Consider the following 13,769-nt stretch of genomic DNA (forward strand, 5'->3'; position numbering starts at 1 on the left):
TCTGCTTCTAGCTCTGGCTCTAGTTCAGCAAGTGGAGCGCCTTTCGCCTCAGGGATATTTTCATCTTCACCTAGCATGCCATCCAAATGACCTACTTCAACATTCGAGGTGATAATTGACTCATCCAGCTCAAGGCCAGTTTCAGCTTCTAAACCCGGTGCTTCTTCGCCAATGTCTGCTAAAAGGTCTTCAACATCACTAAGGTCATCTTCACCTTCTGGTTCTGCAAACTCAGTGTCAGCCTCTAAACTGGGTGTTTCTTCGCCAATGTCTGCTAAAAGGTCGTCAACATCACCAAGGTCATCTTCACCTTCTGGCTCTGCCAATTCAGTGTCAGCCTCTAAGCTGGGTGTTTCTTCGCCAATGTCTACTAAAAGGTCGTCAACATCACCAAGATCATCTTCACCTTCTGGCTCTGCAAACTCAGTGTCAGCCTCTAAACTGGGTTCTTCTTCGCCAATGTCTGCTAAAAGATCTTCAACATCACCAAGGTCATCTTCTGGCTCTGCCAATTCAGCTTCTGGCTCTGCAAACTCTGTGTCAGCCTCTAAGCTGGGTGTCTCTTCACCCATGTCTGCTAAAAGGTCGTCAACATCACCAAGGTCATCGTCAGCTTCTGGCTCTGCAAACTCAGAGTCAGCCTCTAAGCTGGGTGTCTCTTCATCAATGTCTGCTAAAAGGTCGTCAACATCACCAAGGTCATCTTCAACTTCTGGCTCAGCAAACTCAGGGTCAGCCTCTAAGCTGGGTGTCTCTTCATCAATGTCTGCTAAAAGGTCGTCAACATCACCAAGGTCATCTTCAACTTCTGGCTCTGCAAACTCAGGGTCAGCCTCTAAGCTGGGTGTCTCTTCATCAATGTCTGCTAAAAGGTCGTCAACATCTCCAAGGTCATCTTCAGCTTCTGGCTCAGCAAACTCAGAGTCAACCTCTAAGCTGGGTGTTTCTTCACCGATGTCTGCTAAAAGGTCATCAACATCACCAAGGTCATCTTCAGCTTCTGGCTCTGCAAACTCTGTGTCAGCCTCTAAGCTGGGTGTCTCTTCATCAATGTCTGCTAAAAGGTCATCAACATCACCTAGGTCATCTTCAGCTTCTGGCTCAGCAAACTCAGGGTCAGCCTCTAAGCTGGGTGCTTCTTCACCGATGTCTGCTAAAAGGTCATCAACATCACCTAGGTCATCTTCAGCTTCTGGCTCAGCAAACTCTGTATCAGCTTCTAAGCTGGGTGCTTCTTCACCGATGTCTGCTAAAAGGTCATCAACATCACCAAGGTCACCTTCACCTTCTGGCTCAGCAAACTCTGTGTCAGCTTCTAAGCTGGGTGTTTCTTCGCCAATGTCTGCTAAAAGGTCATCAACATCACCTAGGTCATCTTCAGCTTCTGGCTCAGCAAACTCTGTATCAGCTTCTAAGCTGGGTGCTTCTTCACCGATGTCTGCTAAAAGGTCATCAACATCACCAAGGTCACCTTCACCTTCTGGCTCAGCAAACTCTGTGTCAGTACTTGCTTGAGCTAACAACGCATCAATATCTTCTTCACCTGCAAGATCATTCTCTTGCTCTGCCTGAGATAATAAATCATCGATATCTTGTTGCTCTTCACTAACTTGTTGCTGCGCATCTTCAAGTAGACCATCAACATCATCTAATTCCAAACCATCTTCTTCGATGCCTAAATCATCTTCATCTAGCGCACCATCGAGTAGGTCGTCAATATCGTCAGCACTTAAGATGCTATCACCATCAACGGCTTCTTCAGTAGCCGGAGTTTCTACTTCGGTCTCTTCAATTAAACTATCAATGTCGTCTAAATCCAGCTCATCATCACCCGTAGACTCTGGCTCTGGCTCTTCAGCGAGCTCTTCACTTAGCGCAGCAAGTGCATCGTCACTTACATCCAAAGTGTCATCTTGCTCATCGCCAACTTCATTGAATAGGTCATCTATATCATCGGCGCTAAGAATATCATCACCGTCTGACGCGGTTTCTTCTACGTCTAATGTGACTTCATCACCCAGAGCATCATCTGTTGAATCAAAGCTCTGTTGTAAGAAATCATCTATATCGTCTGACGATTCCTCCGTAGACGACTCGTCATCAAACACAATGTCGTCATTTAACAAGCTGTCCAACTCGTCCTGATCGAGCGTGCTGCTTCCCGTCTCAAACCCATCATCGTCGTCATCCAATGAATCAAAAACGATATCATCGTCTTCAGGCAAAATATCATCATCAAGCTGAATACTTTCGTCTAGCGGTGCAACGTCATCTGTGACTGGCATGTCAAGATCAAGCGGATCTGCCGCAGCGGCTGCAGCAGCGCCAGTCGCTGCGGCGGCAGCAACTGGTGCTTGAGGTAAGAATTCATCGTCTTCAGTACTCGACTCTGCTGCCTGTTTACGCTTGCGCATAAAGAACACCAACCCGCCTATAACTAACAGCGCGGGTATTGTTGCAAGCAAGGCAATTACGATGGGGTTAGATAAAGTTTTACTTAAGCTCGACTCTTGCTCAGCCATTTTGTCCGCTTCTTGCTGTGCAATCATTTCGCTTTGCATATCGATTACAACTTTCAGCTGCTGCTGAATTTCGCTGTCTTTGCCAAGTTGATCACGGACATTTTGCAATTCATCTGAAATGTCACTGAGCTGCTTTCTAAGTTGGTTATTCTCTTCCAGTATGTCTTCTACATTTTTGACTGAAGACTTAAATTGGTTCTGCAAATCCAATAACTTGGAGTCCTGCTCCATTCGCAGGTTTCTTAACTGATTAGTTAGCGCTTTTTGGGCCTGCTCTACATCTACTTTACGCGCCTGAGTCACCCGCTTTTGGGCGTCATTTATATCAGACTGGCTCAATGTGCCATTTTTCTTACGTTCCCATAACGCATCATCTTGATCTGATTTTTGCTTTGCTATGCCGGGATTAACTCGCCTAATTTCTGCAAGAGTTGGGATACGGAGATACGCCCCATCTCGCATATGGTTGAGGTTTTGGTCTAAAAATGCGCTTGGATTTTTATCATAGAGGGCTTTCATCACCTGATAAATAGTGACAGAGTCATCAGGTCTAATTTTTTGCGCTAGGCGCCACAAAGTATCTGAAGGTCTGATAGGACCAACTGAACGTCCCTCTAGCCCATAATCAACACCTTTGGGACCCTTCAACACTGTGCCATCTTGAGTGTATGCAGGAGATGTAATGAAAGCCAATGCTAGGATACAAAATAAGGCTAAACCGCGCATGCTGTTCCTTTGTTTAAGGTGACCACTTACTCAACCAGTAAGTGAATAATAAATTTGCTCATCTTTGCTTTTTGCAAGCTCTATTCCAATTGCAAACTATAAACCAGTTATAAGGGAATATCCATTGTCTGTGTATTGATTCTTAACATTGCACTAATACTTTATAATTAGAATGAAATTGTTTTATAAATCAGGGAGGTGGTAAAAGAAGGATTTGTGTAAGTAGTGAGGCAAAATGCTGCCATCGCATTTTGCCTCAAAGTACTACTAAAGATAGTTTGCAACTAGTTCTTCTGCTATTTGAACACTGTTTGTTGCTGCGCCTTTACGCGTGTTGTCAGATACAACCCACAAATTTAACCCCATTGGATGTGAGATATCCGCGCGTAATCGTCCCACATAAACGGTATCATTACCGCTCGCATCACTCACAGGCGTTGGGTAATCTTCTTCGCCTTCAATCAACTCAATACCTGGAGCATCAGTAAGTAATTGCTTAATATGCTCTAAATCGTATGGCATACGCGTTTCTAAGTGGATCGCTTCAGCATGACCAAAAAACACAGGAACACGCACAGCGGTTGGATTGACCATCACACTGCTATCACCCAATATTTTTTGAGTCTCCCAAACCATTTTCATTTCTTCTTTGGTGTAACCATTTTCCTGAAATGCATCAATTTGTGGGATCACGTTGAATGCAATTTGCTTCGGAAAAACTTCGTTTTCCATTGGTCTTGCATTCATTAGGTTTGCTGTTTGTTTTGCTAGTTCATCGACCGCTTCTTTTCCCGCACCTGAAACGGCTTGGTATGTTGAAACATTTATACGGTCAATGCCATAGGCATCATAAATCGGCTTTAATGCCACCAGCATTTGAATTGTTGAACAATTTGGATTAGCGATAATATTGCGATTTCTGAAATCTGCAAGGCTAGCTGCATTTACTTCAGGTACAACAAGTGGCACGTCATAGTCATATCTAAAATGCGATGTATTGTCTATCACAACACAGCCTGCTTCGGCTGCTATCGGCGCATATTTTTCGGAAACGCTCCCACCTGCGGAGAACAAACCGATATGTGCTTGCGCAAAGTCAAATTCTTCCACATCTAAAACAGTGACTTTTTCGCCCATAAAATCGATTTCTTCACCTGCACTGCGGCTGCTAGCAAGGGGATAAAGCTTGTCGACCGGAAACTTTCTTTCTGCCAACGTTTCAATGATTTGCTTACCTACTAGGCCAGTTGCACCCAGTACCGCCACGTTAAATTTCTGCGACATATTTATTCCTCATTCATTTCTACTTGAAAGCCGAGCTGCTGCAACCTCTGTGTATGTGCCAACGGCGTCGATACCTTCAATGTTGAGAACTCTCTTCTCGGAGGGTATTGTTTGCGTAACACGTCAAACCCCTGACTTTCTAAATTGGCTCGCATTAAACCATTATCACGGCGAATATCATAGATCATATGGACAATACGACCATAATCTCTTTGGCAAAATGTACTATTGAGATGGCATTGACTTAGAGCTGGTATTGGTAAAAATGCTTCCAGCTGTTTAGTCGCCTCAACCCCCAGTGTTCTACACAATGCCTGATAGAGCATTTGCGTACCCCGCGCTTTGCCTTCTAGGGTATGCCCAGCAATATGAACTGACGTATACAAGCAATGCGGTATGAGTTCGGTCAGAATATTTGGCTCGTTTTCCCATACATCGAGTATCAATTCCAGTGCTTGACCTGACGTCTTTGCATTTAACAGAGCCTGATTATCAATAACATCTCCGCGACTCGCATTAATAACTAGCATGCCGGGTTTAAGCTTTTTAATTCTGTCAACGTTTAGTAAATGTTTGGTTTGATGTGCGCCCGTTTTTATTAGTGGCACATGAAATGTAACAAAATCCGCTGATTCAAGCGCGGAATCAATATTAACATGCTCCGGCAGGGTTCCCTGTTCTGCTCGAATAGGGTCGCACAAAATTAACTCTATACCACTGTGTGCTAATTTTTCTCGCAAACAGTTTCCAATATTACCCATTCCGACAATCGCCAGCTTTTTGCCGCGTAACTCAACATCTCGATCTTGGCTATATGCATATAAAGCGCTTATCACGTATTCAGCAACTGCGACAGCATTGCACCCTGGTGCACTCGAAAACGCAATTTCACGCTCAGCTAGGTATGTCTGATCGATGTGATCAACGCCTATCGTAGCCGTACCAACAAACTTAAGCTTGTCCGCTTTGTTTAGCAACTGCTGGTCAACTTGCGTAATTGAACGAGTTAACAAAACATCTGCTTCTTGCACCTGCTCAGCAGTAATATTGCGCCCATCAAAGCGCACTACTTCACCAAAGCTTGAGAAAAACTCTTCCACCAAAGGCATATTTTGATCAGCCAAGATCTTCATTAAAATTATTCCTAAACATCGCACGGAGCTATATTGTAACCCACCTGTCGCACAGACCCTAGTTTCGCTTTGCTCCTATGCCTAGCGCGACAAACATCAAACAAAGTAAAAACAACACTAACAATTTAACACTTGGCTGTTCTGCAACATTTACCAAAGGGCTAAACACAAAAGCCTGAACATTACACCACGCCAAAAAAAATGCCGTATATTGCGCGCCACCATAGGCGTAACACGCGCAAACTACACTACTGAGACAGTTAATAAAAACGGCGTACTCAAAAGCTTCGACACTCAATAACATCGAAGTAAACGTAATGACAATGATACATATATTCCCCAATTGCATAAGTAACCCCTCCTTAGGTCTTTTTTGTAATATAGATAAGTTTACAAAATTGGCAATTGAACAATTTTTAAGTCCAACATTGCACTGGTATGGTCAAAATTTGGCTTCTAAAATGTTAAATGGGAGGCTTTTTTGCTTGAAATAGCTGGTCAGACAAGCTAGCCTAATCATGTGGTCAGACCTCTAATAAGGAAGAACAACATGACACTTTTATTCACTATCGCTTTGATAGCACTGGTCAGCGCGGCCTGTTATCATCGCGCCAGCTGGAATACCTGCCTAGGTGTTGCAGCGACAACGTTACTCGTTGGCACTTTTGCCGACGCTTTTGGGGCTTTGTCTTGGCTTATCTTCTTGGCCATTGCAATTCCATTTTCAGTCACCAATATCCGTCAACAATATATAGTTGCACCACTGTTCAAGGCGTTTAAAAAAGTAACGCCCACGATGTCAGAAACTGAAAAATCAGCAATCGACGCGGGGACAACTTGGTGGGAAGCGGATTTATTTTGCGGCAACCCGAATTGGAATAAATTACATCAATTTGCAAAACCAAGACTCACCGCAGAGGAGCAAGCTTTCTTAAACGGTCCAGTTGAGGAAGTATGTGCCATGCTAGATGACTGGGAAGCTACGCACGAATTAACCGATTTACCGCAAGAAGTATGGCAGTATTTAAAGGACAATAAGTTCTTTGCCATGATTATCAAAAAGCAATATGGCGGCCTCGAGTTTTCAGCTTACGCACAATCCTGTGTGTTACAAAAGTTAACCAGTAAATCATTATTACTTTCTTCGATTGTGGGCGTGCCTAATTCACTCGGTCCAGGCGAACTATTGCAACACTATGGAACGCAAGAGCAAAAAGACCACTACTTGCCACGTTTAGCAGCTGGCGACGAGATCCCATGCTTTGCATTAACATCACCCGAAGCTGGCTCAGACGCCTCATCTATTCCTGACTTTGGGGTGGTATGTAAAGGTGAGTGGGAAGGCAAAGAGACACTGGGGATCCGCTTAACGTGGAACAAGCGTTACATTACACTTGCGCCAGTATCAACCGTACTTGGCCTCGCTTTTAAAATGCAAGACCCAGATGGCTTGCTTGGTGATAAAGAAGACATAGGTATCACCTGTGCACTTATTCCAACCTCTATGCCTGGCGTTGAAATTGGTCGTCGCCACTTTCCATTAAACGTGCCTTTCCAAAATGGACCGACACGCGGTAAAGACGTATTTGTGCCACTCGACTTTATAATTGGTGGCCCTAAAATGGCAGGACAAGGTTGGCGTATGCTGGTCGAATGTTTATCCGTTGGCCGTGTTATTACCCTACCTTCCAACTCCACTGGTGGCATCAAAACACTGGCGCTCGCCAGCGGTGCATACAGCCGTATTCGTCGCCAATTTAAGCTACCAATCGGAAAAATGGAAGGTATCGAAGAGGCACTATCGAAGCTTGGTGGCTATGCCTATAGTAGTGACGCAGCACTAAGCATGTCGACAGGGGCAGTTGACTCAGGGGAAAAACCGTCTGTAATTTCGGCCATTCTTAAATACCATTTGACAGAGCAAATGCGTGCTTCCACGATTCACGCTATGGACATTCATGGTGGTAAGGGCATTTGTTTAGGGCCAAATAACTACCTTGGCAGAGGCTATCAGGGTGCGCCTATCGCGATCACCGTAGAAGGGGCCAACATCCTTACGCGTAACATGATCATCTATGGTCAAGGTGCGATTCGTTGCCATCCGTTTGTACTTGCTGAACTAAACGCCTGTAATATCAAAGATAAGCAAGAAGCACTAGACAGTTTTGACCAGGCCTTAATGGGCCATATTGGTTTCACTATCTCTAATTTAGTGCGCACCAAGTGGTTAGCATTAACTGGTGGGCGTTTTACAAGCGTACCATTTAACGACGAAACCGCTGATTACTATCGAATCGCCGCTCGATACAGTGCATCGTTAGCATTGATGTCAGATATCTGTATGGCTGTATTTGGTGGATCTCTGAAGCGCAAAGAGCGTATTTCTGCGCGACTTGGAGATTTGTTGAGTTACTTATACCTCGTATCCGCCACACTGAAACGATACAACGATGAAGGTCGCAAAAAAGAAGATCTGCCTCTGGTTAAATGGGCGTGTCAGGAACACTTATACCTCTGTCAACGTGCATTAGCTGATCTTATCAACAATATGCCGTCAATGGCATTACGCGGTGCTCTCAAGCTAGTTTTATTTCCATTCGGCCGTCCAGTGCGTAAGCCTACCGACGAAATGGAACATGACATCGCGAAACTATTGCAAACACCAAATGAGACGCGTGATCGCCTTGCCAATTACATCTACACCACTGATGAACCTCTAAATCTAATTGGCAAGCAGGAGCAAACACTAAAAGACATCTTGGCTGTAGAGCCTATTTTCGACAAAGTATGTCGTGCCAAAGGACAAAAGCTGCCATTTATGCAGCTAGACAAAGTCGCCCAAATGGGGTTGGAAAGTGGCATATTAACGCAGCAAGAAGCAGACAGCCTCGCCGCTGTTGAGGCTCAGCGATTGGCTGTAATTAATGTCGATGATTTCGACCCAGCCGAGTTACTGGCAGGAAAAGCGCGCATAATGGATAAAAACGCCGACGCAGCCTAACTATTAAATTACAGTCTAACAAAAGGCCGGTATCACCGGCCTTTTTTATATTTAACTCACCAGTACTTTCGCCAGCATAATGGCGACCACAGAAACGGCCCAAACTAATGCAAGGTATCGAGCCGAATGCAGAATGACCCACATCAAAACAGGCGTGACCAAAACCGTCAGTACCTCGAAAAGCCCCAAACCAAAGATGCCGATACCACTGATCCAAACTGTGAGCGTAACACTAAGCACAACAACACATTGGCTGCGGTGCACGCCTTCTAATTTCGATATGCTAGACCAAAACCGATGGAACTGACGCACCTGTTTGTTAGTATCAATTAATAACGTCCCCCACCAAAGTACCGTAAATAGTTGTGCCATAACTACATAGTAACTTTTTAGGTCAGGACGCTCGGTAACGATTACCCACGTGCACCAATAAGTAAGTATTGTCATCCCTAGTCGCCAGATCAGGACCCATGGCTGCTCAATAACCCACTGCAACCAATATGTGTAGGTTGATATGTGCCTAAGTTTAATTCCTTGATAACTGCTCGGTAGAAACAAAGAAAGCAACAGCACTGCAAACAATCCAGCGTAATATACGGTGATCTGCTCGATCAACAAGGCCATTGCAAATGCGCTAACTAGCACAGCAAGCAAAGCTATTGGCCGATACAAGAGCGTCATTGCAAGACCAAGTTGTGCCGCCATAAAAAATAATAAATGGGGGACTTGCATCACATTTTGCCAGCCCATCGCCAGAGCCATAGCAAGTGCAGCTAAAAATAGCACATGACAAATTAACAGCAGCCCTTGATCAGCAATCAACTTATGAAATCGTGAGGTTAATATCGAACTATGATAGTTTCGGTGTGTTGTATCCAATACTGCGCTTTTTACAGTTTGCAGTAGTAAACTCTGTAGCAACAAAAAGCCAAAAGTGACCCGTATCACCTCTGAGTCCGTTTCGTATTGAACAATTTTCCCCAACGCAAAAAACACCCCCATTGCCAAACTCGGCACATATATGAAAAACAGTGTGCCAAGCAAGAGTGAAAACTCTGCCAACTGCTGGCGAAGTGCTTTGAGTTCAATCCGAAATGCAGTTAAACGATATCGATAATAGTGAATCAAGCCCCCTCCTTAACTAGCAAACAAAGGTTGAGACACAAAGCCAATATCCCAAAATGGCGCTGGTTCGTGGCAGCTGATCAACAGCTGCCCTTGATAATTGTGTAAATAGGTTAATAGTTTTTCAAGGCTTTGATGATCGAGTGCCGCACTGGGTTCATCTAAAATCATATAAGGCGTTTCGCGCATCAGCGCATTGATCAACTGCAGCTTTTTTTGATTACCAGAAGAAAGCGAAGCATAGGATGTATCTAGGAATGGCGTAAACTGCAGCAACTCAATTAGCGCTTCAGGAAAAGTGCATTGCCAACTATTTTGTGTCATAGACAACAACTGTCTCGCGGTTAAAAACGCAGGATATGCAATAGCATCAGTTGCCAATGCGACCTTAGTTTGAGGCGACTTTAAGAGGCTACCATCATAGAGAATAGTCCCTTTATAAGCGCGGTCGATGCCTGCAATCAATGTAAATAGCGTGCTTTTCCCCAACCCATTGGGCGCTTCTAGACAAACTTTTTGAGCTTCAAATTGAGCCTGATAGTTTTCAAAAATGGGATTATGAACAAAAACTTTGGTTAAATTTTCTATCTGAATCATATGTGAGCTACTTGTTCTTTTTATCAAATACTAACAAGCACCTCACCAATGTAGGAACAAAAAAGTGTTGCAAAACGTATCAGGCGCGTAAAGTTATAATGTGTTAATCGCTCTACCCGCATACTCACTATAAAACGTCTCTATCGCGCCTCGTTTTTGCATTGTGACAAAGACCTGACGTCCTGACTCTCCCCCAAATGCGATATTAGTCGGAAACTGGCCTTTAAGTTTTACGGTGTTAATCATTTCGCCTTTGGGTGATAAGATCACCACTTCACCTGCTCCATAACGCGCGATATAAAGATTTCCGCGCTCATCTGTGCGCATACCGTCCAGACCATGGTCATCGAATTGATAAAACAGCTTAGCCTCACCCAATTGCCCATTTTGTACTATTGGAAATGCCCAGATGCGTCTTTGCACACTTTCATTGACATAGAGCACAGAGTTGTCAGGGCTCACTTCTATGCCATTTGTGGTCCCCATATTCGCTTTTAACCGCTCGACTTGACCATTAGTGCGAATGCGCCACACTTGGCCATTACCATTTTGCCAATTAGGATCGCTCGCATACAAGGTGCCATCGTCTGCGATTGCGATGTCATTAGGCTGATTCATCTCTGGCTCGTGGGCAAACACAGAGACTTGTTTGTCTGGCGTTATTTGTAGAATATTATGCTGCTTGTAATCCGCAACATACATATTGCCACGACGGTCAAAACGGATCCCATTGCCGATACTGCCTTCAGGCAGATTGATGTACAAGGACGCTTGGTTTCGCGCAACAACTTGTCCAATGGTGCCTTGCTCGCCAAAGTTAACGGCATAAAGCACCCCTTGTTTATCGACAGCTGGCCCCTCAACTCCATTAGTAAACACGCCATCAGCGACCCAATCTTGCGCTTGATATAAAGGTAAATTCGCTTGCTTTGTACTTTGGCAACCAGCCAAAATCAGCATCAACAGTGTACTGCCTACTATTGCCTTCATCACTCTTTCCTTGCCCAAAAATCTCAGTATGCAACCTGTGCCCAGCATTGTGAATTGAGATTTCTTCACGCTGTTCAGATGCTATTTAGAATAGATAGCGCACTTTAAATATTACACTGTCTTCATTGGGCTTGGTCCAGTTTTGTTTAACCCCCTCAAGCCAAGGTTGCTGACCAATTTGCGCTCGTTCTAATGATGTTATATCACGTCCACCGCGGCGATATACCAAGTAAAGATCAGAATAGGCCCCTAATCGGTAACGCAATTTAAATTGAGACATCAATCGTTTATCCTCAAAACTAGTATCAACCTGATCACGCTCATGCAGCATGCCTTCTTGTATCACAAAGACATCTGTGCTCATCGCTTCTAATACAGACCACTGCAGGTTCGTTGATAATTCCAAGTTATTTGCCAGTAAAGCGCTCACCTCTATAGAGTTAACAAAATATGTACGATCGTATTGTGTAATTTGATTGCGCTCATTTGCGACTAACCATCCGTCACCACGGCGCAAAAAATTATTAAATTTTATATTCCAGTTTTCATGGGGCATCCACGTCATATCAAGCGCATACTGCTGTGCGTGCCCAGATAATCCCTCTTGGTCGTATTCAATACTCGCAGCCCAACTAAAATCTCCAATGTAAGGGCTTTGATACAAAACTCGACCTTCAACCGCATCAGGTTGCATAAAAACCTCACTTTGCGCGCCAATATTGTCTTGCCAACCAGTATCAAGATAGTCAAGATGCACAGTCCATTGCGCCCCATTCGCCATCATGAACTCTGTTCTATACCCTTGTTTGGCAGGCAGTTTTAAACCATTCGCATTGGCTTCATAAGACACTTCAAGAGTATGCTTAACTCGAGTTAACCAATCATTGCCAATATTTTTTGCATGACTCAATTGCAACCTAGCATACTGCCAATCATTGCGTTTCATATAACCCATATCTCGGTTATTAAACTGCTGATTTAAGCGTAAATATTGCCCGGATATACTGGTGTTTGGCGAAAACTGGTAGCCAATATTGAGAGAGCCGCCATGTCCTGTTTGTCGCTCTTGTTCATCGATTTGACTGAGCAACAATGCACTTTGAACCGACCACCGTTGGCTTTGATATTGACTATCCCATGCCATGGCTTGTGCCTGCCTGTTGAGCCAAGGCCGCTCTACATGTGTCACTAAAATACCAGTACGCCAATTTGCAGTGCGATAACTATACCTACCTGCATAAAAGTGCTTGCCCACTGCGTTATCTAAGCTATTTTCTCTTACTGCAAAAGCCCCCCACTGATTGTGGGTACCTTGATGAACAAACCGGACTGCGCCATCAATTGGCGTGATCAGTTCTGTACCATCATCACTGCCTGCACCTATTCTTCTGGTATGGATCAACTTCGTGTCTTGCAAAACATCGACATTAAATACGCTAATATCTTGAGTGAAAAAAGGCCTTTTATCCGTTCTTAAAGTCTCTACCGCGGAGTAATTCACATCCACATCATCACTGTCTACTTGTGCAAAATCAGGGTTAACAGCCACTGATAGAGTTTGGTTATGGGACGGTTTATAAAATAAATCAAACCCAGCATCTGACTCGCGCTGTTTATTTTGACGCTCAGTAAAGTGGTGCTGATGCGTCACGTAGGGAACAAAACTCAATTGTGTCTTTGCTGGTATGTGCACCTTGAATTTAGGCATATTTAGAAAAAAGTCACTGTTACCGAGCGTTTGTTTTTGATTTGCATATATCTGGTTGGACTTTAATTCATACAGTTGGATCCCAACACCTATTGACGCCAAACCGGAGTGCTCTCTATTGGGAGAAAAGGAGACACTGTGCCAAGGAATAAACACTTCGTTACTCCAGTACGTTTCATACTCATGAAAGGCGCTTTCCCAGTCACCATCCCAGTCATGATCTGTGGTGCGCTGTGCAGTCACCACAGCATCCTGCCTGCCGCCGCCAAGCGTAGTTGCAAATAGATATGCACTGCTACCATCACCAGAAAAATCAAGATAGATGCGGTTAAACTCAGCCTGCATAAAACCATCTTGTAAATTGAACTGTTTTTTGCGACTTTGCTGATCCTGAAAGTTGATAATACCAATATAAATACCGGCTTGATCCACAGTAATTTTTGCTCTGACTTTATTCTGAGATGCCTCGTGAGTTGCTGGCACCACCTGAAAAAAAGTTTCAATTTGCTGCGCTGATTGCCATACAGGCTCATCAAGTTTGCCATCTATAATCATTGAACTTGCATTGCTTACAGAAATATTTGAACCAATGAGCAAAGCCCCTAAACCAAAGTTAAACGCCCTCATGCAATTTCCCCTTTTGTATAGAAGGCTGTTATATAAGCAAATATTTCGCGTTTAAA

At 44.1% G+C, this 13,769-nt stretch carries 9 protein-coding genes; 1 reads left to right on the forward strand and 8 read right to left on the reverse strand.

Annotation, left to right across the window (positions count from 1 at the left end; genetic code table 11):
- From N483_RS15000 to N483_RS27695, 4 genes are all read right to left on the reverse strand, one after another.
- A partial coding sequence (locus N483_RS15000; RefSeq protein WP_063383357.1) for a FimV/HubP family polar landmark protein occupies positions 1-3,248 on the reverse strand: 3,248 nt, incomplete at its 3' end.
- 267 nt (positions 3,249-3,515) lie between these two features.
- Positions 3,516-4,532, reverse strand: coding sequence for an aspartate-semialdehyde dehydrogenase (locus N483_RS15005; RefSeq protein WP_023401182.1), 1,017 nt, complete (start codon positions 4,530-4,532; stop codon positions 3,516-3,518).
- 2 nt (positions 4,533-4,534) lie between these two features.
- Positions 4,535-5,665 carry a 4-phosphoerythronate dehydrogenase gene (locus N483_RS15010; protein WP_023401183.1) on the reverse strand — a complete coding sequence of 377 codons (1,131 nt, stop codon included), beginning with the start codon at positions 5,663-5,665 and terminating at the stop codon, positions 4,535-4,537.
- Between the two features lie 58 nt (positions 5,666-5,723).
- Positions 5,724-6,014, reverse strand: a complete 291-nt coding sequence (locus N483_RS27695) for a DUF6419 family natural product biosynthesis protein (RefSeq protein ID WP_023401184.1) — start codon at positions 6,012-6,014, stop codon at positions 5,724-5,726.
- Between the two features lie 201 nt (positions 6,015-6,215).
- Here N483_RS27695 and fadE point away from each other — a divergent pair, with 201 nt between their 5' ends.
- Positions 6,216-8,666 (forward strand): acyl-CoA dehydrogenase FadE, encoded by a 2,451-nt coding sequence (gene fadE, locus N483_RS15020; protein ID WP_023401185.1) that lies wholly within the window; start codon positions 6,216-6,218, stop codon positions 8,664-8,666.
- Positions 8,667-8,717: 51 nt separating this feature from the next.
- Here fadE and N483_RS15025 read toward each other — a convergent pair whose 3' ends face one another.
- The 4 genes from N483_RS15025 to N483_RS15040 form a co-directional block, all read right to left on the reverse strand.
- On the reverse strand, positions 8,718-9,794 hold the full coding sequence (locus N483_RS15025) for a DUF6136 family protein (protein ID WP_023401186.1): 1,077 nt from the start codon (positions 9,792-9,794) through the stop codon (positions 8,718-8,720).
- Positions 9,795-9,803: 9 nt separating this feature from the next.
- Positions 9,804-10,388, reverse strand: coding sequence for an ABC transporter ATP-binding protein (locus tag N483_RS15030; RefSeq protein WP_023401187.1), 585 nt, complete (start codon positions 10,386-10,388; stop codon positions 9,804-9,806).
- Positions 10,389-10,481: 93 nt separating this feature from the next.
- Positions 10,482-11,378 carry an SMP-30/gluconolactonase/LRE family protein gene (locus N483_RS15035; protein WP_023401188.1) on the reverse strand — a complete coding sequence of 299 codons (897 nt, stop codon included), beginning with the start codon at positions 11,376-11,378 and terminating at the stop codon, positions 10,482-10,484.
- Positions 11,379-11,463: 85 nt separating this feature from the next.
- On the reverse strand, positions 11,464-13,713 hold the full coding sequence (locus N483_RS15040) for a DUF5916 domain-containing protein (RefSeq protein WP_023401189.1): 2,250 nt from the start codon (positions 13,711-13,713) through the stop codon (positions 11,464-11,466).
- Positions 13,714-13,769: the final 56 nt, after the last annotated feature.

It is taken from the genome of Pseudoalteromonas luteoviolacea NCIMB 1944 (assembly GCF_001625565.1).
Classification (GTDB): domain Bacteria; phylum Pseudomonadota; class Gammaproteobacteria; order Enterobacterales; family Alteromonadaceae; genus Pseudoalteromonas; species Pseudoalteromonas luteoviolacea_F.